Genomic DNA, 22,730 nt, shown 5'->3' with positions numbered 1-22,730 from the left:
CTCCCATGCCCCATTCTACGCCAGGCTACAGGCTGCGCAGTGCGCCTTCCAGTTGCGGATGGCGGAAGACAAAGCCGTCGGCCAGCAGACGGCGCGGGGCGACCCGCTGGCCTTCCACCAGCAAGTCGGCCTGCTCGCCCAGCAAGGCGCGCATGACGAAGGCCGGCGTGGGCATGATGCTGGGGCGGTGCAGCACCGCGCCCGCCACCTGGGCGAAGCGGCGCTGCTCGATGGCTTCGGGCGCACAGAAGTTAAACGCGCCGTTCACCGCACCTTCTTCGCTGCGGCGCGCCAGATGGGCGATGCCGCGGATCACGTCACGCACATGCACCCACGAGACCCATTGCTTGCCGCTACCGAGCGGGCCGCCCGCGCCGAAGCGGATCGGCAGCAGCATCTGCGGCAGCGAACCCTGGTGGCCGAAGACGAGGCCAAAGCGCATGCAGCCCACCTGCACGCCAAATTTCTCCGCCTGGCGCGCGGCCGCTTCCCATTCCTGGCACAGCTGCGACATGAAGATGGCTTGCGGCGCGTCGTCTTCAGCCAGTTCCGTCGCGTCGCCCTGCGGCTGCACACCGTAATAGCCGATGGCCGACGCCGACAGCAACACGCGCGGCTTGTGCTGCGCGCGGGCGATCCACGCCACCAGTTCCTGCGTCAGCGCCACGCGGCTGCGGCGCAAGGCGGCCTTGCGCGCGTCCGTCCAGCGCTTGCCGACGACGCGCGCGCCGGCCAGGTTGACCACCATGTCGATGCGCTGCGCATCCGATAATTCATCCAGCGACCGAATGCAGCGCACCTGGCCGTCGAAGGTCCACGCGGCCTGCTTCGGCTGGCGCGTCAGCACCGTTACCGCATGGCCATCGGCCAGCAAGGCGCTGACCAACTGCTGGCCGATGAAACCCGTGGCGCCCGTCACCAGCACGGACTGCGGTGTACTGGCAAACTGCAAATCCTCCGTCTCTTTTTCCGCCATCTCTTTGCGCCGTCCCAGCTGCCACACGGCATACGCGTCGCGCAGGCCGGACAGGCCCACGCCCACGCCGCACAGGGCGAGGAAGACGCTGAGCCATCCATACGGCTGCCACACGAGGGCTGTCGGCAAGGTCGCCCACTCGCTGCTGTTCAGGGCCAGCAGGGCGATGAAGGCGCCGGCATTGATCGCCAGCACCGTGTGCGTGACCCGCTCCGTGGCAGGCAAGAGGCGGGTCTGGTCTTCCACCACGAAATCCCACAGGGTCAGCACGATTTCCACGCCGAAGACGATGACCAGCACCCAGGCCCAGGCGCCATGCCATTCCCAGGCGGCCAGGCCGACGAACAGCAGGCTGTAGATCAGCGCACGCGTGGCGTGGATGGTCAATTCCAGGCGCGCCGAGGCCTTTTGCGGCAGCGCTTCCGTGATTTCATGGTGGTAGATGGTGTCGAAGGCGCCCAGGCAGCCTTGCGCCGCCATCAGTTGCAGGGCCAGCAGATGCGTATTCATGGTGTCTCCTTGTGTAGGGCGGGCGCCGCGCTTTCGCGGAACACGCCGACCTGGGTAAACGTGGTGCCGAACAGGGCGTGGCGAATTTCGATGCGGATGTTGAACTGCTGCGGCGTGTCATTGCGGTGGCACAGATAGGTCTTGCCAGGCGTGAGCACGCCAGGCAGCGGCATGCGCCAGCCGAAAAGATCCCAAAAATAGCCGTCGCTGGTGAAATGCAGGTTGCCATCCTCGACGTGCAACAGCAGCTTCATGCCCAGGCCCAGGCCCACGTATTCGAGCACTTCGCCTTTTGCGCTCTCGGCCATGTAGGACGTGAAGCGGATCGGCGCGCGGCCATGCAGGCGGTAGGTGCGCTGCTTGAAGATGAAGGGGCAAGCGGGGCGCGAATAGACTTCGATATCCACGGGGAAATCGTGGTCGTCATACGGAATCAGGGCGCCGTCGATGAAGGGGCGCGTGAGCCAGCCCAGTACCTTGCCCAGGCGCGAACTGGTCAGCTCGCTGAGCTCGCCCCGGTAGTACAGGGGCTGGCCCGGCGCGGGATTTTTCTCGAAGCGGCGGCGGATGTCCGGGTGCAGCGTCAGCCACTGCTCGCCCATGACCTTCCTGAACAGCTCTCCTTCGGACGGGCCGTTCATGGTTTTTTACCTGGCTTGCCCGGCTTGCCAGGCTTGTCGTCCGGGCTGAGGAACTTGGCCACCTTGCCGCCCATCGACAGCATGCGCTGCAGGGTGGCCGGCGGCAGGTTTTTATAGTCGCTGTAGGTGCTGCTGAGCATTTCCAGGAAGGCCAACACCTCGCCCATGCGCCCCAGCGTTTCCGGCGGTATCGCCGCATCCTGCTCGCCCTCGATCGCGCATTCGCGCAGCACCGTCAGGGTGGGGTCGATCTCGCGCCGCTTGCGCTCTTCCATGATGACCCTGAAGATTTCCCACACATCCTGCAGGGCGACAAAGTGGTCGCGCCGGTCCCCCATCACGTGCGTGATGCGCGCCAGGCCCCAGCTTTGCAATTCCTTCAGGCTGTTGCTGACATTCGAGCGGGCCACGTTCAGGCTGGCCGCGATGTCTTCCGCCGTCAGCGGTTCGTTGGCCAGGAACAGCAGCGCATGGATTTGCGCCACCGTGCGGTTGACGCCCCAGCGCGTGCCCATTTCGCCCCAATGGAGAATGTACTTTTGCGTGGTCGGACTCAGTTCCATGATTTCTCTTATTTCTGTCGTTACAGAAATGTAAGACGAAACAGAAATCGAGTCAAGCGCGATTCGTCAGGTGTGGACGGGCGGCTGGCCCATGGCGCGCAGGAAGGCTTGCTGCGAGGCGTGCAGCTGGCCATAACCGAGTTCGCGGTAGACCAGGCCGTGACGGGGCGCCAGTTCGGCCAGGATGCGCGCCAGCGCCGGGTAGTGGCGGTGGCTCCAGGTGGGAAACAGATGATGCGTGAGGTGCAAATTCAAGCCGCCGAGCCAGTAGCCGAGCCAGCGCAGGCGGCGCGGTTGCGGCGTCCAGTCGCAGGCCGTGTAAAACGTGTGCTGGTACCAGTCGTGCGGCAGGGTACCGTCCGCGCCCGGCTGGAAAAACTCCACCTCGGCCCAGTGCGTGCCGAGGATCAGCGCCACCAGCGCGCACGAGGCGATCATCTGGCCCACGAAATACGCGCCCAGCACCACGCCCCAGCCTATGCCATGCTGCTGCAGCACCCACATGGGCAGCGCCAGCACCAGTGCCACATGGCCCAGCTTCCAGCCCAGGAACGACAGCCAGCCGCGCCAGCCCTGCAAGCGGCTGTGCGCGGCCACGGGCGTCTTGCCAAAGCGATCGAGCCAGTCGCCATACCAGTTCAGATACGGCAGCGACAGGGCCGCCACCACGGGCCAGTACAGGTATTGATAGCGGTACTGCGGCGACCAGCGTTGGAACGGCGTCTGGCGCAGGAAGGGGTTCGGTTCCGTGTCGAGGTCATAGCCTTCCACGTTGGCATACGTGTGATGGAAGTGCACGTGGCGGATGGTCCAGAAATCCGTGTCCACGCCCACGGGCAAGCCCACCAGGCGGATCAGGATGCGGTTCAGGCGTCCCTGGCGGAAGACGGCGCTGTGGGCCGCATCGTGCAGGGTATTCATGGCCAGCGTCATGGCCGCGACCAGGCAGGCGACATAGCTGGCGACAAACGGCCAGGTGCTGTCGGCGTTCAAGGCCAGCGCATACAGCCCCGCCGTCAGCGCGGCCAGGAACACGGCTTTCGCATGCAGGCGCGCGTCGCCGAAGCGGTGCTTTCCTTCGCTGGCGAGATAGGCGTCAGCGCGCGCGCGCAGTTCGCGGCGGAAGGCGGAATCGCGCGCGGGCTGGAAGCGCAGCGGCGGCAAGGAAGGCACAGGCGTCACGCGCGCGTCCCTGCCGTAGCCGGCCACCACAGGCGGCGCGCGCCGTCGAGGCCATGCGCCAGCAGCGCGGCCAAAAACACCATGCCCCAGGCGTCGCGCGCACCATACCAGCCCAGATACAGGACCGGCGTGGCGAACGCGATGGCGACCCAGGCGATGGCGCCCCAGCGCCGCGCATCGGACAGGCCGCCCAGCGCCAGCGTACCGCCAAAGATCAGCGCGAACAAGATCGCCTGCTGCGCGCCGGCCAGCGCCGCTTCGTGGTTGACGTAATAAATCACCAGGCCAAACAGGATCACGCCGCCGATGCCGATGAACAGCTCGGGCACCTCGAAAGTGCCGCGCGACTGCCAGTGGGGAAAGCGCGCGCGCAGCGATGTAAATAATTTGCCGTTGCTGGCCAACAGAGGGTTGTGCGTGGGTGTCATGCCCTTCACGCCATAGCGCATTTCCACGCCCTCGAGTTCCGGCTGGAAGCTGCCGAACAGCCTGTCCCACAGCAGCAGGGTGCCGCCGAAATTGCGGTTGATGTAGCGTTTATCCGTGCCGTGGTGCACGCGGTGGTGCGAGGGGGTGATCATGAAACGATCGAGGATGCCGGACTTGTTCACCAGCGCATTGTGGTTATAGAGCTGCACCGTGTAATGCAGCGACGAGACGACGAGGAAGATTTCCAGCGGCACGCCCAGCACGGCCAGGATGGCGATGAAGGGGAAATTCGTCAGCGACGAATACCAGGAATTGCGCACGCCCAGCGACAGGTTGAAATGCTCGCCCTGGTGGTGCACCACGTGCACGGCCCACAGCAGGGGGATTTTATGGTGCAGCCGGTGCATCCAGTAAAAGCACAGGTCCCAGGCAAAAAAAGCGAAGACCCATTGCACGGCCACGGGCCACTGGTCGACGATGTGCAGGTTCACATGGCGCAGCAGCAGGGCAAACGCGGCCACTTCCACGCCGCGGAACACCCACATCAGGATATGGCCGGAATTGAGGTTGAAAATGACGTCTTTCCACGGCACCGGGGTCTTGCGCACCCATTTCAGGATCAGCAGCTCGGCCAGCACGAAGGCCAGCATGACAAGGAAAGAGAGGGCAAATGGGTTCATCATGATGCGGTTTTGATGGAAATAGCGCGGCGGGCTGCCCAGAATACCTGCATTTTCGCCAACATGCCGCCCGCCACGCCCACGGCCAGGCCGGCGGCCAGGTCGATGCTGACATGCCGGCGCAGCGCGATGATGGCGTAGCAGATGGCCACGCCCAGCACCAGGGACAGCGCGGAGCGCAGCAGGTGGCGTTTGTCGCACAAGGCCCACACGCACAGCAATGTCAGTGCGCCATGCAGCGACGGCAGGCAGTTTTGCGCGGAGTCCGCCGCCTGCAGCATGCGCAGCGCCTGCGTGCTCCAGGCACTGCCGTCACCCACGGGCGGATACGCGAGCGTGGTCGGGTACAGCAGGAAGACCACGCCGCACGCCAGCGCGGAGAGCGCCATGGCGCGCGCCAGCCAGCGCACGCGCGCTGCATCGGCCACCAGGTAGGCGTACGGGATCAGGATGAAGAAGGACAGATACAGCCAGATGGCGGCGTCGCTGTAGGGAATGGCGCGATCCAATGCCGTTTCCGGCAGCAGCACGCCCTGCCCTTGCAGCACATCGCTGGAAAAATACACGAGGCCGACGCTGCCCCAGCCAGCCAGCAGATGCAGCAGGCGGCAGCGTACGGTCATGGAAGAAGGATTCATGCAGTCGCAAGGCGCCGGATACGGCGCCGTTTCATGGTGGGGTCAAAGGGAGGCAGTTCGCCGCTCACCGTCCAGGCCAGGCCATCGACGGCCACGCCCAGCCCGCGCAGCACCACTGCCAGATGTGCGCGCAAGGCCGCCAGGCCAGCGTCGTCCAGGGCAGCATGCAGCTGCAAGGCGCTGTCGCCCGACTGCACCAGGCGGTAGTCTGCATCCGGCGGCAAGGCTTGCGCGAAGGCGCGCGTCAGCACGTCGGCAAACACGGCGATGGGGGCGCCGCCGCGTTCAGAGGGAAGCAGCAGCATGTCGTCGCAGCGCCCTTCGATGCCATCGATGGCGCGCGTGGCGCGGCCGCACGGGCATGGCGTGGCGCGCGCAAGCAAAATATCGTCGAGGCGGTAGCGCACGATGGGTTGCGTGATGCGCGTGAAGTCCGTAATCACGGGCACAAAACGACGTTCTTCAGCGTCGAGCCACTGCGGCTCGATGTGCACGTATTCCTCGTTCAGGTGCAGCACGCCGTGTTCGCAGCTGCTGGCAAGAAAACCCTCGGTGGCCTGGTAGATTTCATGCACGGCGCCGAACGCCTGCACGATCAGCGCGCGGTCCTGCGCTTCCAGCACTTCGGCCACCGAGATGACTTTTTTCGGCGCCAGCGCCAGGCTGCCGTCGATGACGCGCAAGGCCAGCTGGCGCAGCACCTGGGCCGGCGCGACGATTACAGTTGGTTGATAGCGCGCCAGCTGGGCGCACAGGCTGTCGAACGGTTCGAACAGATCGTAGAAGGCAAAGGTGAGCCACGGCGAGCGCACGGCCGTGTACAGATTGCTGTTCGCGCGCAGGAACAGGGCGACTCTTTCGCCGGAAAACAGGCCGTCGGGCAGCGCCTTGGCCAGCATCACGCCTGCCCATTGGGCCTTTTCGCGGGGGCTGACGGTAAACACGGCGCGCCGCGACGAGGTGCCCGACGACAGGCCTACGGTGATGTCGCCCACGGCGGGCGTAAAGTCGCGGCTCTGCTCGGCCGCCATGGCCGCGTCCATCGCCTGCGCCAGGGTGACGCCCTCGGTGTTCATTGCATCGAAATGCTCGAGCATCAGCGCCTTGTTCATGGTGGGCCACTGCGCCAGCGGCAGCTTGCGGTACGGTGCGAAATAGCGGCTGCGCGCGCACAGCACATCGATGAAACGCGCCAGCTGCTCCTGCTGGTAGGCGTCCAACTGCGCGCGGTTTGTAAAACGCAGGCGGCGCGTGCGCCAGTACGACAGCAATAACCAGACAATACGCTTCACGGGCGGCCCGCCACTGGCAAATAATCGTTGGTGTCTTCATGCGTGATGCGGATCTGCGCATTGCCCGACTGGTGCAACTGGTGCAGCCGGTTCAAAGTTTCATAGTACGGCGCGCGCTTGTGCTGGATGAGGAACGACAATTCCGACGGCCCGCGCAGCTGCTGAAAACTCTCCGGCACCCAGGCCGCGTCCGACGCCAGCAAGGTCCAGCCGCTGTCCTGCAGCACGAAGGCACCCAGATGGCCGATCGCGTGGCCGGGCAGGTCGACGATGTAAATCTCGCCCGTGCCGCTGACGTCGCGCCCGTGCGTGAATGGCAGCAGGGCCGCCGGCAAGGCCGTCTCGGGCACGCTTTCGACAAAAGCCAGGTGGTCGGCAATATCGGGCGGCAGCAGCTCGGGCACGAAGGCCTGGCGCACGGCGGCCACGCCGGACAGGCCGCGCACGGCGTCCCAGCCCGTTTGGGAGGCCATCAGCCGCGCGCCGGGAAAGTCGCGCAGGCCGGCGATATGGTCGGCGTGGAAGTGCGACAGCAGCAAGGTGTGGATATCGCCGGGCGATACGCCCTGCGCGCGCAGCTGGCCCCGCAGCGATTCATTCTCGTCAAACGAAATCGGCGTCACCCACGCATACAGGCGGTACACGCCTTTCGACGTGGCGGCGCGGAAGTGTTCGGCGTAGCCGGTGTCCCACAAGTACAGGCCCGCGCGCGTTTCGATCAGATAGGCGCGCGAGGGGAAGCAGCGGCTGGCCAGCCCGCTGCCTTTCAAGACCATGCACGAGGGATGCGTGCAATGGCCGACGCGAAACGCGGTGATGCTAGCCATTTCGCTCCTTGCCCACCTTGTGCGCCGCCGCTTCCTGGCGCATCCACTGCGCCGTCAGGGCGATGCCTTCCTGCAGGCTGACGATGGGACGGTAGCCGAGCACCTTGCGCGCCTTGGCATTATCGAGCGTCATGTCGAAACTGAGCGCGCCGATGCTGTAGGGCGTGAGCGATGGCTCGCGCCCCGTAAAACGCGAAGCGAACTGCATCAGGCGGGCAAGCAGCGCCAGCACGCGGTAGGGCACGCTGACGATCTGGAACGGCTGCTGCAGGTGCTCGCAAAACAGCGTGCGCAAGATGTCGCACAGGCGCGCCGGTTCGCCATTCGTGATGTTGAAGGCGGCGCCGGAAGCGATGGTCTTGTGCACGGTGGCCAGCCACATCGCGTGCACGACGTTGTCGACATAGGTGATGTCGATGCTGACCGCGCCGCCATTGGGCAGCGGCAGCTTGCCGCCGCGCTCCTGCAGCACGCGCGCCAGGCGCGGGATCAGTACCTGGTCGTACGGACCGAAGATGGCGCGCGGGCGCAGGATCACGCACGTCATGCCGCGCTGGCGGTCGACCGACTCCTGCACCAGCTTTTCCGCCATCGCCTTGGAACGCGCATAGGCGTTGACGAAAGCATCGGGACGGAAGGTTTCCGGCACGTCGTAGCGGTTGCGGTAATCGAAATACATGGCCGGCGTGGAGATGTGCACGAAGCGCGCCACGTGCAAGCTGGCGGCCGCGCGCAGCAGCTGGCCCGTGGCCGTGACGTTGGCGGCGATGAAGTCACGCTCGGCGCCCCATGGCGAGGATAGCGCGGCGCAGTGCCAGACGGTATCCATGCCGCGCACCAGCTCGTCGACCTGGCGCGGCGAGGCTTGCGCCAGATCGAGCGCCACGAATTGCGCGCCCATGCGCTCGAGTTCACGGCCCACGGCGGCGTTGCGGCCCGTGGCGCGCACTTCCACGCCCTGCGCCAGCAGGGTGCGCACGGCATTGCGCCCCAAGCCCCCCGTCGCTCCCGTGACCAGTATCCGCCTCATCGCACCACCTTCACAGATCAAGAATCATGCCGCCGATGGTCAGGCCTGCGGCCGTGCCCATCATCAGCAAACGCTGGCCGGCCACGGCCCGCCCCGTCATCACCGCCTCGTGCAGGGCGGTGGGCAAGGAGGCAGCCACCTGGTTGCCGTGCGTTTCAAAGATCTTGATGATTTTAGCATCGGGAACGTCGAGGATGCGCGCCGCATGCGCGAGCCCCAGCGGGCTGGCCTGGTGCGGCACGACCACATCGACTTTCTCCAGGCCGGCGCCCGATTCGGCCATCAATTCCGCGAGGAAATCCGGCATCACCTTGACGGCCAGGCGGAATACGGCCTTGCCATCCATGCGGAACAGGTAATCGCCCGGTTCGCAGCCGTTGCGCGGATTGCGCTCGGTGCCGCCGCCGCGAATTTCGCAGTAGCGCCGCCCTTCCGGATACGTGCCCATCTTGTAGGCGCGGATGCCGGCGCTGCCGTCACCGCGCTCGACGATGACGGCGGCGGCGCCGTCGCCAAAGATCATCGACGCTTCCGGCTCGCTCCAGTCGACCCCGCGCGAGGCGAGGTCGGACGAGACGATGGCGATGCGCCGGTAGCCGCCGCCGGCCAGCATCGACGCGGCCACGCGGAAGGCGGCCATGAAACTGAGGCAGCTGGCGTTGACGTCGAAGCTTTGCGTGCCGGGTGGCAAGCCTGCGTGTTCGGCAACGAAGCAGGCCGTGTTCGGCAAGGCTTGCTCGGGCACGCCGCAGGCGCAGATCAGCAAGTCGATGTCGGCCGGACGCAGACTGGCGTTCTTCAGCGCGTCGAGCAGAGCGGCGGCGCCCAGTTGGCTTTGCGATTCATCGGGTGCGGCGACAAAGCGCGACAGCACGCCGCTCTTGCGCAGGGTGTAGCCGGGCGGATGGCCCAATTTCAGGTCCAGGCTGGCGGAAGTAACGCTATGCGACGGCACGGCTTTGCCCGTCGCGATCAGGCGAACTGGAATCATGTTGGCCTTAACAAAGTAAATATGGTTATGAATTAATCACGTGCCAGCGGCGGCAAATCGACACCGCAGTTCTTGCAGAAATTGGCATCATCATCGAGCCCTTCTTTCAGGCACGTGGGACAGGTACGCGTGGTGACCAGCTTGGAACTGCGCTGTACCGTCATTTCGGCACTGATAATGCCGGTAGGCACTGCCAGGATGCCCCAGCCGAGCAGCATCATCAGCGAAGCGATGGTGCGCCCGATGTCGGTGCGCGGCGTGATATCGCCAAAACCCACCGTGGTCATGGTGCTGATGGCCCAGTATATCGACGTGGGGATGCTGCTGAAACCGTGATCCGGCCCTTCCACGACATACATCACAGTACCCAACAGAAAGACCACCATCATGACAAAAGACAAGAAAATGAGGATCTTGCGCCGGCTGGCCAGCAAGGCCCGCCCCAGCACCGTGTATTCATGCACATACGACGTGAGCTTGAGGATACGGAACATGCGCAGCAGGCGCAAAATACGCACGTCGATCAGCACGTGCGCGCCCGGCAACAGCAAGCCGATGTAGGTCGGCACGATGGCCAGCAAGTCGATGACGCCAAAAAAACTCTTGGCGTAGCGCACCGGATGCTGCAGGCACGCCAGGCGGGCACAATATTCGATGGTAAATAAAATGGTGAAAAACCATTCCAGCGCCGTCAGCCAGGTGCCATAGCGCTCGGCCACGGAGGCGACGCTGCTGAGCACGACCACTGTCACGCTGATCAGGATGGCGGCGATCAGCAGCAAATCAAAAGCGCGGCCCGTGCGCGTTTCCGCCTCGAAAATGACGGTGTACACCTGCTCGCGCCAGCCCCGCTCGGGCTTGCCAAATTTTTGCTGCGTTTCCTGCGCCGCCAATTGCTGCGGAGTCAAGGGTGCCGCCGCGCTCTTCGTCGCGGCTTTCATGTGGGTAGTGTGCTCATATACTATTATTGTATAGATAATTTACAAAGCACGGCGACACGCACGCTTGCGCTACAGCTTTCACTACAACAACGCTACGACAGCTTTTTCGCCAGCAACACGGCATTACGCCGGTCGCGTTCGGCTTGCACGATGTCCGTCGTGCGCGCTTCCGAGAGGCCCACCGTGTGCAGCACGGTGGCCGTCAATTGCAGCGCAGACTCCAGCGCCTCGGGTACGACCAGGGTGGCGCCCGCCTGTATCAAGGCCACCGCATGCGCCTCGTCGCGGGCCCGCGCATACACGGGCAGCAGCGGATATTCGCGGCGGATCGATTTCACGGCATGCAGCACGGAGGCCGCATGGTCCATGGTCAGCACCACGGCAGCAGCCCGGTCGGCATTGACTTTTTGCAACAGTTCCGCGCGCGACGCATCGCCGAAATACACGGGGAAACCGCGCGGATGCAGGGTTGTCACCAGGCGCGCATCATTTTCAATCGCCACATAGGCGATATCCTGTTCCGTCAGCACCTTCGCCAGCAACTGCCCCACACGGCCAAAACCGGCGATGATGACGGTGCTGCCCTGCGGCGGCGGCGCGCCGTGCGCCAGGTCGGCCAGTTGATGGTGGTGGCGCCGTTCCCACCAGTTGCCGAACGCGCGCGCCGCCTTGGCCAGCGCCGGCGTGGCAAACAGGCTCAGGCCCACCACCAGCATGACGAACTGCGCCACATGCGGGCCGATCAGCTTGGTACCCAGCGCATACGCGACGACGATGAAGGCGAATTCGCCACCCTGCCCCAGCAGCACGCCCGTTTCCACGGCGCGCCCCCAGTGAAAGCCGCCAATGCGGAAGATCACGCTGATGACCAGGGTTTTCAAGGCAAACAGGCTCAGCACGGCTAGCGGAATCAAGACCGGGGACTTGAAGATTTCGCGCACGTCGATCTGCATGCCCACGGACATGAAGAACAAGCCCATCAACAAACCTTTAAATGGCTCGATCGTCACTTCGACTTCGTGGCGAAATTCCGTCTCCGCCAGCAGCAAGCCGGCCAGCAAGGCGCCCAGCGCCATCGACAGGCCCGCCAGATACGTCAGGCCCGCGATGCCCAGGGTGCTGAGCAAGGTCAGGGCCATGAACACGTCCGGCTGGCGCTTCTTGACGAAAAACTGGAACAGGGGGCGAATCACGCGGCGCCCCAACAGATAGATCAGCAGGATGGCACCCGCCGATTTCACGGCCGCAAAGCTGAGCAGATACGCCAGGTCGTCGCTGCGCCCGCTGGCGAACACGTCGATCAGGATGAACAGCGGCACCACCATCAGATCCTGGAACATCAAAATGGAAAAGCCCGCCTGGCCGCTTGGGGTCTGCAGCGAGCGCTGGTCGGTCAGCAGCTGCATCACCACGGCCGTGGACGACAGCGACAGCACCAGGCCCAGCACGATGGACGCTTCCAGCGACAAGCCGAAGTAATACGCGACGCCGCCGATCAGGCAGGCACTGACGGCCACCTGCCCCACGCCCGCGCCAAACACCCAGCGCCGCAACGCCCACAGCCGTTCCGTCGACAGTTCCAGGCCGATCATGAACATCAAAAACATCACGCCCAGCTCGGCCAGGCCGCTGACCTGCTCGGCACGCACGAACGAAAAATACGTCAGCCACGTGAAATCACCGGCCCACAAGCCGAAGCCGAACGGGCCGAACAGGGCGCCAACGGCCAGGAAACCGAGCACCTGGTTAACTTTCAGGCGTTGCAATAGCGGAATGAAAATCCCGGCCAGGGCGAGAAACAGCAGGGTTTCTCGCAAGTAAGGTAAGGCGTGTTGCTCTTCCAAAATAGTCCTAACTAAATATCATTCTTGCTGAATTGGTAGTGTCGCATGCTGGGCCACGGCGAAGCAGGCCCACCCGCGATATTTTTTCCTAAAAGCAACACATCCGTTCTCTATTTCGGCGGCGCCAGCATGTCGGCACGGGGGCGGTCCCAGCCCGGCACGTAGGCGGGACACGGGCGGCTGCGGAACTGCGCCAGTTCCACGCTCGTAAAATTGGGCAGCATGCCAGGATTGAAACGCACATCCGTCAGCTTGTCCGCATGCAACCGGGGCATGCGGGCAAAGCGGAACCAGGCGTCGACATAGCAATTGTCTTCCTGCAGCGCGCGCAAGGCGGCCAGGCTGCCCGCCGCCTGCGCGGAGACGGCGATGCCGGGCGCCAGTTGCCGCCCTTGCTTGCTGGTTTCGGCCAGCCCGGCCGGGCAGGCGGCGGGCGCCAGCGACTCGGGCAGCAGGCTCAAAGTGCCGCGCCGCAGGGTGTACACGTCGGTCTTGCTGTCGAGCGAGACATAGATCCAGCACAGCGGGTTGCTGGGAAACGCCGTCATCGCCACGTCCCACACGCGCGTGCCGGGATCGAGGCGCTGCACGGCCGCCTCGATGCGCGTACGGCCAATGGCCGAGGCCACGCCCTGCGTGCCGATGAAGGTGGCCGCCAGCGCGAAGGCCAGCAGCAGCGCTCCCCGTCCCCGCTCGCCGGCCCGCCCTTGCAGCACGGCCAGCACCACGCCCAGCCCCAGCAGCACGGCCAGCGAGGCAGGCGCCAGGTAGGATTGATAGGTGAAGAAACACAGGGCCGCCGCCAGCGCGGCCAGCAGCACGCTTTTGACGATGCCGTAGCGCAAGGACATGATCACGGGCACGCCCAGCAGCACCCAGAACATGGGTTCGACAATGAAGACCATGTCGCCATACAGCCAGCGGCTGTCGAACGGATAAAACGGGTGCAAGCCATAGGAATTGAGGAAATCCATACCCATGTGCAAGCAAAATCCCAGCAACAGACAGGCCGCCAGGCCCACGCGGGCGGGCACACTGCTTTTCAGCAAGCGGCGTGCGCCGGGCCACAGCAGCCACAGCAAGGCCAGCAACAGCAGCGCCTGCGGCAAGGCCAGCAGCAAGGTATGCGTGTGGCCACGGTGGTGCAACATGTAGCCGAACGGGCGCGGCAGCAGCTTGGTCAGTACCAGGTCCAGGTCGGGCGCGTTGCTGGCAAACCAGGCCGTAAACAGAAACAGCGCACGCCGGGTGCGCTGAGCGGGGGGGTGCGGCTCGGGCGGCAGGCTGCGGTGTAGCAGTTCACCGACCCCGAGGCCGATGACCGAATGCGTAATATTATCCATCGGGCAATTTTACAGGATGCGGCCACCCCAAGAGCAAAGGCTGGGGTCGTACCCTCAGGGTACGACCCCGGATTCTGCCATTGGGTTTGTTCAATCAAGCGGCTACAGCGCCTGTAAATCTTCCCCGCGCATGCCCACCAGCAAGGCGCGGCCATCTGGCAGCACGCGGAACTCGCCATAGCGGGCCTTTTCCCAGCGCGCCGCCTCGCCTTCCTTGAAGAACCAGGCATCGCTGACCAGCACCCAGTTGCCATCCTTCGGCGTCAGCTCGAGCAGGAATTCGCCGGGCGCCAGCGCCTCTTTGGTGTACGGGCGCAGCAGCTCGGCCACGCCGCGCGCATCGCGTCTGGCCACCACGAGGGGCCGGCCTGGCGCCCTGTCCACGCTGGCCAGGGTGCTCAGCACGCCAAGGTTGACGAAATTGAGGCGCATGTAGTCGCCCTGCATCAGCGAACGGGGATCGACGGGTTCCAGCGCCACGAAGATGGCTTGCCCCTTGGCGATCAGCTGCTCTTTCTGCCAGATGCCGCCATTGGCGACCAGCAGCACCAGCAGCAAGCCCCCCAGCACGCCCAGGCGCACGGCGCGATGTCCGGCCGCCACGCCCGATGGTTTGCTTTCCACCAGGTGCAGCACGGCGCCGCGCGTAGCCAGCCACGACAGGGCGCACAGCACGGCGCCGGCCACGGCCAGCAGCGCCGCCTTGCTGGCCAGCGGCCAGGCCAGCTGGTAATAAAAGCTGCCGATGATCCACGCCGCCGCCAGCGCGGCCGCCACGGCCACGCGCGTGCGCCCGCTCGTCACGCAATATGCGAGGATCAGCAGCACGGGACCGAGCGCCGGCATGAACCACGCCAGCACCACCAGCACCAGCGCCACGCCGATGGCGGGCAACTGGCGCAGCGCCGGCCAGCGCCATCCCGTCCAGGCAGCGGCGACCGCGGCCAGCACGAGCGAGACGCCGTTCAACGCCTGCGCATACCAGGCGCTGGCCTGGTGCCGGGTGACTTCGCGCGCCACGTCGCCGGCAACACCATTGCCCAGCGCACCGCCCAGCATGAAAGTCATGCCGGACCAGAAGACCAGTCCCAGCAAGATGGCCAATACCCACCCCGTCGACAGCGATTCCAGGAAGGCGGCGACGGGCGCGCCGCGGCCATCGTTGAAGGCCTGCTTTTGCAGCCAGTGCGCGCCCAGCCAGATGGCCAGGGCCAGCATCCAGGCAAAATACAGCTCCGTGGGGTCGTTCTCGAAAATCCAGTCGCGCGTGCTATCGATGATGCCCAGTCCCAGCAAGCCGCAGGCGACCAGCCCCAGCAGTACACGCAGCCAATCGCGCGGCAAGGCGGCGGCCACCGCCAGGCAAGCCAGGCACAGCAGCAGCGATGCCGTCTGCGTGGAACAATCGCGGTACAGGGCATAGCCGAGCAAGCTGCCGCCCACCAGCAGGCAGGGCACGGCAAGCTGCTCGACAAACAGCGGCACGCCGCGCATGCGGATCAGCAGCACAGACACCACCAGCACGATGGCGGCCACGATGTACGCGCCGGGACCATGGCGCACCACGCTTTCCAGGCCCACACCCAGCGCCAGGACCAGGGGGATGGCGGCCAGCCAGGCGCCGAAGGCCGTCATCAGCACCAGCGGCCACGGCCGGACATCCTGCACGGGACGGCTGGTACCCGACGGCAACAAACCGGCGCGCGTGGCGTCGTCGATCAGGGTGGCGAGCGCATCGGCTCGCTGACTGTTGATATTGCTCATGCCGCCTCCTGGCGCGTGCGCCACAAAATGCCTTGCACGGTCAGCGCCAGCAGCACGGCCGCAAACAAGCCCAGCATCACCAGCCTGCCGATGCCATCGCCATTGCCACCACCATTGAACAGCATGTATCCCAGCCCCCACACCAGCAGGGTGTTCAGGCCCAGCGCGACGGCGCTCAGGCCGAACACGTCAAACAAGCGGCGCGTGGCCAGCAGGACGCCAGCGACGGCCAGCAAGCCCAGCCCGGCCCAGTACGGCGACTCGACTTCGCTGCCGAACAGGGCGCTGACGGCCGTGCCCGTGATGAGGATGGTGACGAGCACCAGGCCCAGGCGCAAGGCCCAGCTGCCCGCGCCCGTCCAGCGCGCCAGCAGGGGCGAGACAAACGCACAGGCCAGCAGCACGGCCAGCCAGCCGCTGACGAAAATGCTCAGATCGGCCGAAGCGATGCGCCAGCTGTGGTGCGCATGCGCCTGCATCCACAAGGCGGCGGCCGTCGAAAAAATCAGCATCCACGGTGTCCACAGCACATCGCTGCGCGCCACCAGGCACAGGGGCAAGGCCAGCGCGGCCCACACGGCGAACAGCTGCCACGGATCGGCGCCCGTCTGGTACGTCTGACCGAAATACGCGAACAGGCCGCCGATGGCCAGCAAGGCCAGCAGCAACAAAGGGACTCTCGCCTTGGGTACGGCAAACGCACCCACGCAGGTGGCGGCCAACACGCCTTGCAGCAGGGCAAAACGGCCCATGCGACCCAGGTCTTCCCAGTTGGCGGCCACCCAGCAGATCAATCCCATGCCCAGCAGCGCGGCGCCCAGCACGGCCACGCCGCGCGGCAGCCAGTAGGCCAGGCGCGCGGGTTCGCGCTGGAAGCCGGCCACTTCCTGCAACTGCCGGGTTTGTTGGGCATCGAGCGCATGGGCCGAGGCGAGTTGGTACACGGCGAGGCGTAAGTCCATCGTCTGCTTTCTTTGTCAGGAAATAGGGGGAGTCAGGTCAGCGCTCGACGCTCACGCCGCGCCAGAAGGCAACGTGGCCGGCAATTTGCATGGCGGCATCCTTGGGCTGGGGGTAATACCAGGCGGCGTCGGCATTTGTCTGTCCATCGACGACGAGGTCGTAATAGCTGGCCGTGCCCTTCCATGGGCAGATGCTGGTGTGGCTGCTGGGCCGCAGGTAGGCCTGCGTCACGGCCGTTAAAGGAAAATACACATTGTTTTCAACGACTTGCACCTGCGCATCGGTGGCTTGCGCGATGACGGCGCCATTCCAGCTGGCTGTTGGCATTTGACTATCCTCCTCTGCGCCGAGTGTAGCGCAAAAAGTCCGCCATGGCGCGCGCCATTGGCGCCCCGCTCAAGCGCCAGCGATGATCTGGCGCAAGGCTTGCTCAAACACTTCAGGAGGCTGGCCGCCGGAAATCAGGTGGCGCTCGTTGATGATGACGGCCGGCACCGAGTTGATGCCGTTCTGCTGGTAGAACTGCTCTTGCGCGCGCACCTCGTCCGCATAGGCATCGGAGGCCAGCACTGCGGCCGCTTTCGCGCTATCGAGGCCCACCTTGCCGGCCACGGCCAGCAGCACCTCGTGCGAGGACGGATTCTGGCCCTGCGTGAAATACGCATCGAACAGCGCCATCTTGAGTGCCTTCTGGCGCCCTTCGAGCCCAGCCCAGTGCAGCAGCCGGTGCGCATCAAACGTGTTGTAGATGCGGCCGCGCTTGTCCATGGCGAAGGTAAAGCCCAGCTGCTCGCCGCGCGCGCGGATCGCTTCGCGCGACTGCGCCATCTGTTCCGGGGTGGAACCGTATTTGCGGGCGATGTGTTCGCCGATATCCTCGCCTTCGGCCGGCATGTTGGCGTTCAGCTCGAAGGGCTGGAAGTGGATCTCGGCCTGGACGGTGCCGTCCAGCTTGTCCAAGGCTTGCTCCAGCGATTTCAGGCCGATCACGCACCAGGGGCAGGAAACGTCGGAAACGAAATCGATACGGATGGGAACGGGTGTGGCGGAGGAGGTGGAGGAGGTGGAAAGAGTCATGGTGGGCAGCCTTTGCGCGAGTCGGTGGCGGCCGCACCGCGCGGCGCCGCAAGCACAGCATATGCGTGCGGGCCGCGGGAAATCAAGCGCTTACTTCTTCTTGCCAGCGGCCTTGGCCGCATCCTTCTTGCCGCCGATCTTGCTTTCCTTGCCAGAGAGCAGGTTAGCGATGTTCTGGCTGTGGCGGTAGGCCAGCAGCACGCTCATGACGATGACAGACAGCAAGATAGGATCGACGCCGAACAGCAAGCCATAGTAAAACGGCGCGAACAGGGCCGCCACCAGCGCTGCCAGCGAAGAATAGCGAAACGCGTAGGCGATGATCAGCCAGGTGGCCAGGGTCGCCAGGCCCAGCCATGGATTGATGCCCAGCAGCACACCGAGGGCCGTGGCCACGCCCTTGCCGCCGACAAAGCGGAAGAACACGGGCCACAGATGGCCGAGGAAGACGGCGATGGCCACCAGGGCCACGGCCGTGTCGCCCACGCCCAGGGCGCTGGCAAAATGGTCGGCCAGGAACACGGCCAGCCAGCCCTTGGCGCCGTCGCCCAGCAAGGTCATGACGGCGGCGCCCTTGTTGCCGCTGCGCAGCACGTTGGTGGCGCCCGGATTTTTCGAGCCATAAGTGCGCGGATCGGCAATGCCGTAGACCTTGCTCATCACCACGGCAAACGATATCGAGCCGAGCAAGTAAGCGGCCACTGTCATTGCCACGGTTGTGATTACTGGATTCATTTCTTCCCTTTGTTATGTTTATTGCACCAGCATCAAGGCTGGCGCAGCAGAATATACACCATGCTCGATGCCCCGCAACAGGCTTTGGACGATTTCCTTAATCCTGCAGCGCGCACTGCACCGGCTTGGCCTTGAGCAAATCCATGAGTACCTGCGGCGCCAGCGAGACGAGAAAACCGCGCCGCCCGCCATTGATATAGATGCGCGGCAAGTCCAGGATGGATTGCTCCACGTACACGGGCATCGCTTTTTTGGTGCCGAACGGCGAGGTGCCGCCGATCATGTAGCCGGAATGGCGCTGCGCCACTTCGGGCTTGCACGGCTCGACGGACTTGCAGCCGATGCCACGCGCCAGGTTCTTGGTCGACACCTTGCAATCGCCATGCATGAGCACGATCAACGGCTTGGCCGCCTCGTCCTGCATCACCAGGGTCTTGATCACCGCATGTTCGGGCACTCCCAGCTCGCGCGCCGAGACGCTGGTGCCGCCGTGCTCCTCGTACGGATACGGGTGTTCATCGAAGGAAACGTGATGCTTGCGCAGCAGCTGCGTCGCCTGGGTTTCGGAAATATGCTCTTTTTTAGCCATGCGTGATACGCTGATCGTTCAGTGAGGAGTGCTAATTATGCAGCAAGAAATCCGCTTTGCCACATTCAATGTCTGCAACCTTGCCCCCGCCGGGGCGAAATTGTATGACAACCTGGACCCATTGAGCCCGGCGCAATACGAAGCCAAGGCGGAATGGACGGCGCGGCAAATCGACTTGCTCGACGCCGACGTGATCGGTTTCCAGGAAATTTTCTCGCAAGCGGCCTTGCGCGACGTGCTGTCGCGCACGCGCCATTACCGCACAGCCGCCCTGGCCGGCCACGATGCGATGGACGCCGCCGGACGCATGCTGCCCACCGTGGCGCTGGTGTCGCGCCTGCCGCTGGCCGGCGCCGGCGTTGCCTGGACAAATTTTCCGGCCGGCGTGAGCGTGTCGGCCGACGACAACACCTGCCGCTTCGCCCGCGCGCCGCTGCACGTGCAGGTCATCTTGCCGGGCGGACAACTCACCGACGTCGTCGTGGTGCACTTGAAATCACGCCGGCCCGATTACCGCCATGGCGACGGCTACGATGCGGCCAGCTACGCGCTGGCCAACCTGCGCTCGCTGCAGCGGCGCGGCGCGGAAGCGGTGGCCCTGCGCGTGCTGGCAAGTGAACTGGGCCACAGCAGCCGTCCGCGCATCGTGCTCGGTGACTTCAACGACATCGCCAATGCCGTCACCACGGCCATCGTCATGGGCGCGGGCGCACCGTGCGAACCCGGCATGGAAATGCGAGAACGCCTGTACGATGCCAATGCCATCGCCCTGCGCCAGGATGCGGCGCGCCACGCGGGCTACACGAATATCCACGACAGCGCCTACATGACGATCGACCACATCCTCGTATCCGAGCATTTTCATGCCGCCTCGCCGCGCGCCATCGGCGTGCTGCAGGAAGTGACTTATCTCAACGACCATTTGCTGCTGGGCCTGCCGCACGCCTCCGACCATGGCCAGGTGCTGGCGCGCATCAAGCTGCTGGGAAACGTTACCTAGTTCAATAACTTCGCCAGAACACTGCCCGCGACTTGCGCGCTGGCATAGCGCCCCTGGTATTGCTGGCAGCCCTGCCCCCGCAGATAGGCCAGCTGCTGCGCCGTTTCCACGCCTTCGGCAATCACCGTCAATTGCAGTTCGCGCGCCATGGCGATGATGGTGGCGGCGACCATCGTGTCGGACTCGCCCGCAGCGTCGTCCGCCACGGCGGGCAGGAACGACGGGTCGATCTTGAGTTTATCCACCGGGTAATGGCGCAGATTGGCCAGGCGCGAATAGCCGGTGCCGAAGTCGTCGATGGCCAGCCTGGCACCCAGCGCGCGCAACTGCGCCAGCACACCGGCCAGGCGCGCACCGCCCTTCATCAGCAAGGACTCCGTCACTTCCAGTTCCAGGCTGGCGGCGGGCAAACCCGACGCGGCCAGCGCTTCTTGCACGCTGAGCAATAAATTATTGTGCAGGCATTGCGCCGGCGACAGGTTCACGGCCACTCTCCAGGCCTGGCCAGCGTCATGCCAGGCGCGTGCGCGCCGGCAAGCTTGCTGCAGCACCCAGTTGCCGATCGACACCATCAAGCCACACTCCTCGGCCACGGCGATGAAGCGCTCGGGCGGCAACATGCCCAGTTGCGGGTGGCGCCAGCGCAACAGCGCTTCGGCGCCGACGATCTGCCCGCTGGCGACATCGAGCGCGGGCTGGAACTCCAGCACGAATTCATCGCGGCCCAGCGCGGCGCGCAAGCCCTGCTCCAGGCTGGCCCGCTCGATGATTTGCGCATTCATCTCGGCATTGAAAAACTGGAAATTGTTACGCCCGCTTTCCTTGGCATGGTACATGGCGATATCGGCGTTGTGCACGAGGGTCTCGATGCTGTCGCCATCGCTGGGAAAGATGGCCACGCCGATCGAGGTCGATACCTGCAGCTCATATTCGCCCAGCTGATAAGGCTGCGTGACGGCATGCAGCAGGCTGGACGCGACATGGGCCACCTGGTCGATGCCGCCCACCTCGGCCAGGATGATGACGAACTCATCGCCGCCATGCCGGCTGACGGTGTCGACGCCGCGCACGCAGCGCACCAGGCGCCGCGCCACTTCCTTGAGCAGCAAATCGCCCACGTGGTGGCCCATGCTGTCATTGATGTGCTTGAAGTGGTCCAGGTCCAGGTACAGGATGGCCAGCATGCTCAGCTTGCGCCGCGCGGCCGCCAGCGCCTGCGACAGCCGGTCCAGCAGCAGCACCCGGTTCGGCAAGTCGGTCAGGAAATCGTGCTCGGCCAGGTGGCGCGTGTGCTCCTCGTTTTTCTTGCGCTCGCTGATATCGCTGAGGATGGCCAGGTAATTGCTCAATTGCCCTTGCGAGTCGCGGATGGCCGTCAGCGACAGCCAGGCCGGGTAGCGCCCGCCCGCCTTGCGCTGGCCCGCGATATCGCCTTGCCAATAGCCGTTGGCCTCGACTTCGTCCCACACGTGCTCGAAAAACGCCGGCGCATCCGGCTCCACGCCATGCTGGACGAAAGGCTTGCCCAGCATGTCGTCCAGGCTGTAGCCGCTGATTTCGCTGTACGCGGGATTCATGCTGACGACGCGCTGCTGCGGGTCCATCACGACGATGGCCACACTGGCATGCTCGATGACCTGCATCGAGAGGTACAGGTCGCGCTCGGCCAGTTTGCGCGAGGAAATATCGCGGATCACGGCGTAAAACAGATAGGTGTGGTCGAGCGTGACGGACGTGAGCAGCACTTCGCCCCAGAACAGCTGGCCCGCGCACGTCTGATAGCGCCAGTCGTAGCGGCAGTTGCCGTCGGCGTGGGCTTGCGCCGCCAGCTGCGTGCCGCGCAACGATGACAAGGCGCCATCGGGCTGGCGCAGCGGCGAAAAATCGCTGAGGCGGCGCCCCAGCAGCCGTGGCCGGTCTTCACATTGAAACAGGGCAATGGCGGCCGGATTGGCTTCGGCGATGTACTCGTCGCGCAGCAAGACGATGGCGTCGGCGGACTTGTCGTACAGCTGGCGAAAATTGTCGCCCATCAGCAGCAAGGCGCCTTGCGCGGCGCCATCCTGGCCGCTGGCCGTGATGTCGACATCGATGCACACCACTTGCCGCACACGTCCGGACTGAATGACAGGAAACACGGTGGAACAGATGCAGCGCGGCGCGGCCCCGTCGGCGTCCAGCTTCCACAGGCGTGTGCTGCGTGCCTTGCCACTCTCCCACACGGCCGCCAGTTCGCCTGTCCCCTCCTCGGCCAGGCTGGCGGCATCCGGCAGCGAGGCGGCCACCCTGACCCACGGCTGGCCCAGCGCCAACTCGGCCGCCACGCCATACAGGCGCGCCGCGCCGGTGCTCCAGTAGCGCACTATGCCGTCGCGGTCGATGCCACGCACGGCCAGGCCAGGCGCCTGTTCGACAGCGGCGACGATGATGGACAGCAGATCGAGCGCCTTGGCGGCCGGCCCCGCCTGCGGTTCGGCCGCGGCAAGCAGGCGCCCCGGCGACGGCGCGGCTCCGACAATCCGATCAGACATCAGGCCCCCCGTGGCGTGGCGACGCGACAACCGGCGGCGTATGGCCTGTCCGGTGGCGCAACCATCCCGACCATTCTTGCGCGCTGGCGAATCGGCTTCTTGAGCATGCGCAAGCATCGTGACGTGCACGGCATGCATGCTGGCAGTGGTCTTTGGTCGCCGTTTTTTGCATTTCAGCCCCGAT

The 22,730-nt window shown here is 64.9% G+C and carries 21 protein-coding genes; 1 reads left to right on the top strand and 20 read right to left on the bottom strand.

From position 1 onward, the window contains the following. Positions 1-25 precede the first annotated feature (25 nt). The 19 genes from CLU93_RS16100 to ybaK all read right to left on the bottom strand — a co-directional run bounded on the left by CLU93_RS16100 (position 26) and on the right by ybaK (position 19,015). Positions 26-1,486 (bottom strand): TIGR01777 family oxidoreductase, encoded by a 1,461-nt coding sequence (locus CLU93_RS16100; protein ID WP_099762271.1) that lies wholly within the window; start codon positions 1,484-1,486, stop codon positions 26-28. Then, complete coding sequence (locus tag CLU93_RS16095) at positions 1,483-2,127, bottom strand: DUF4166 domain-containing protein (RefSeq protein ID WP_116745466.1); 645 nt, start codon at positions 2,125-2,127, stop codon at positions 1,483-1,485. Before CLU93_RS16095 ends, CLU93_RS16100 begins: the two co-directional genes overlap by 4 nt. Continuing rightward, positions 2,124-2,690, bottom strand: coding sequence for a GbsR/MarR family transcriptional regulator (locus CLU93_RS16090; RefSeq protein ID WP_099762270.1), 567 nt, complete (start codon positions 2,688-2,690; stop codon positions 2,124-2,126). Before CLU93_RS16090 ends, CLU93_RS16095 begins: the two co-directional genes overlap by 4 nt. 66 nt (positions 2,691-2,756) lie before the next feature. Continuing rightward, a complete protein-coding gene (locus tag CLU93_RS16085) occupies positions 2,757-3,872 on the bottom strand; it encodes a fatty acid desaturase family protein (RefSeq protein ID WP_257224985.1) in 1,116 nt (371 codons plus the stop codon). Continuing rightward, positions 3,869-4,984 (bottom strand): sterol desaturase family protein, encoded by a 1,116-nt coding sequence (locus CLU93_RS16080; RefSeq protein WP_099762268.1) that lies wholly within the window; start codon positions 4,982-4,984, stop codon positions 3,869-3,871. Before CLU93_RS16080 ends, CLU93_RS16085 begins: the two co-directional genes overlap by 4 nt. Continuing rightward, a complete protein-coding gene (locus CLU93_RS16075) occupies positions 4,981-5,619 on the bottom strand; it encodes a phosphatase PAP2 family protein (RefSeq protein WP_099762267.1) in 639 nt (212 codons plus the stop codon). Before CLU93_RS16075 ends, CLU93_RS16080 begins: the two co-directional genes overlap by 4 nt. Beyond that, positions 5,616-6,911, bottom strand: a complete 1,296-nt coding sequence (locus CLU93_RS16070; RefSeq protein WP_099762266.1) for a F390 synthetase-related protein — start codon at positions 6,909-6,911, stop codon at positions 5,616-5,618. Before CLU93_RS16070 ends, CLU93_RS16075 begins: the two co-directional genes overlap by 4 nt. After that, a complete protein-coding gene (locus CLU93_RS16065; protein WP_099762265.1) occupies positions 6,908-7,738 on the bottom strand; it encodes an MBL fold metallo-hydrolase in 831 nt (276 codons plus the stop codon). The genes CLU93_RS16070 and CLU93_RS16065 overlap by 4 nt, the downstream gene beginning before the upstream one ends. Continuing rightward, positions 7,731-8,768 carry an NAD-dependent epimerase/dehydratase family protein gene (locus CLU93_RS16060; RefSeq protein WP_099762264.1) on the bottom strand — a complete coding sequence of 346 codons (1,038 nt, stop codon included), beginning with the start codon at positions 8,766-8,768 and terminating at the stop codon, positions 7,731-7,733. Before CLU93_RS16060 ends, CLU93_RS16065 begins: the two co-directional genes overlap by 8 nt. Before the next feature lie 10 nt (positions 8,769-8,778). Beyond that, positions 8,779-9,759: a 3-oxoacyl-[acyl-carrier-protein] synthase III C-terminal domain-containing protein gene (locus CLU93_RS16055; RefSeq protein ID WP_099762263.1), complete on the bottom strand. Its 981-nt coding sequence runs from the start codon at positions 9,757-9,759 to the stop codon at positions 8,779-8,781. Positions 9,760-9,791: 32 nt separating this feature from the next. After that, complete coding sequence (locus CLU93_RS16050) at positions 9,792-10,700, bottom strand: ion transporter (protein ID WP_071075614.1); 909 nt, start codon at positions 10,698-10,700, stop codon at positions 9,792-9,794. 92 nt (positions 10,701-10,792) lie between these two features. Further along, complete coding sequence (locus CLU93_RS16045; protein ID WP_099762262.1) at positions 10,793-12,544, bottom strand: cation:proton antiporter domain-containing protein; 1,752 nt, start codon at positions 12,542-12,544, stop codon at positions 10,793-10,795. A gap of 110 nt (positions 12,545-12,654) precedes the next feature. Continuing rightward, on the bottom strand, positions 12,655-13,887 hold the full coding sequence (locus CLU93_RS16040) for a metal-dependent hydrolase (protein ID WP_099762261.1): 1,233 nt from the start codon (positions 13,885-13,887) through the stop codon (positions 12,655-12,657). Between the two features lie 102 nt (positions 13,888-13,989). Further along, positions 13,990-15,651 (bottom strand): GDYXXLXY domain-containing protein, encoded by a 1,662-nt coding sequence (locus tag CLU93_RS16035; RefSeq protein ID WP_099762260.1) that lies wholly within the window; start codon positions 15,649-15,651, stop codon positions 13,990-13,992. Next, entirely contained in the window at positions 15,648-16,613 is a 966-nt protein-coding gene (locus tag CLU93_RS16030; protein ID WP_099762259.1) for a DUF2157 domain-containing protein, read from the bottom strand. Before CLU93_RS16030 ends, CLU93_RS16035 begins: the two co-directional genes overlap by 4 nt. 37 nt (positions 16,614-16,650) lie before the next feature. Beyond that, entirely contained in the window at positions 16,651-16,941 is a 291-nt protein-coding gene (locus tag CLU93_RS16025) for a DUF427 domain-containing protein (protein WP_099762258.1), read from the bottom strand. A gap of 69 nt (positions 16,942-17,010) precedes the next feature. Continuing rightward, entirely contained in the window at positions 17,011-17,691 is a 681-nt protein-coding gene (locus tag CLU93_RS16020; RefSeq protein ID WP_099762257.1) for a DsbA family oxidoreductase, read from the bottom strand. Between the two features lie 90 nt (positions 17,692-17,781). Continuing rightward, positions 17,782-18,426 carry a glycerol-3-phosphate 1-O-acyltransferase PlsY gene (plsY, locus tag CLU93_RS16015; RefSeq protein ID WP_243420346.1) on the bottom strand — a complete coding sequence of 215 codons (645 nt, stop codon included), beginning with the start codon at positions 18,424-18,426 and terminating at the stop codon, positions 17,782-17,784. A gap of 97 nt (positions 18,427-18,523) precedes the next feature. Further along, complete coding sequence (ybaK, locus tag CLU93_RS16010) at positions 18,524-19,015, bottom strand: Cys-tRNA(Pro) deacylase (protein ID WP_099762255.1); 492 nt, start codon at positions 19,013-19,015, stop codon at positions 18,524-18,526. 37 nt (positions 19,016-19,052) lie between these two features. On the opposite strand from ybaK, the gene CLU93_RS16005 reads away from it, so the two are divergent. Then, positions 19,053-20,015, top strand: a complete 963-nt coding sequence (locus tag CLU93_RS16005; protein ID WP_099762254.1) for an endonuclease/exonuclease/phosphatase family protein — start codon at positions 19,053-19,055, stop codon at positions 20,013-20,015. On the opposite strand, the gene CLU93_RS16000 is transcribed toward CLU93_RS16005, so the two are convergent. Beyond that, on the bottom strand, positions 20,012-22,546 hold the full coding sequence (locus CLU93_RS16000) for a sensor domain-containing protein (RefSeq protein ID WP_099764416.1): 2,535 nt from the start codon (positions 22,544-22,546) through the stop codon (positions 20,012-20,014). The genes CLU93_RS16005 and CLU93_RS16000 overlap by 4 nt on opposite strands. Positions 22,547-22,730 lie beyond the last annotated feature (184 nt).

This window comes from Janthinobacterium sp. 35 (genome assembly GCF_002754575.1).
Taxonomy (GTDB): Bacteria; Pseudomonadota; Gammaproteobacteria; order Burkholderiales; family Burkholderiaceae_D; genus Janthinobacterium; species Janthinobacterium tructae.
This window is presented reverse-complemented; position numbering and strand designations above follow the sequence as displayed.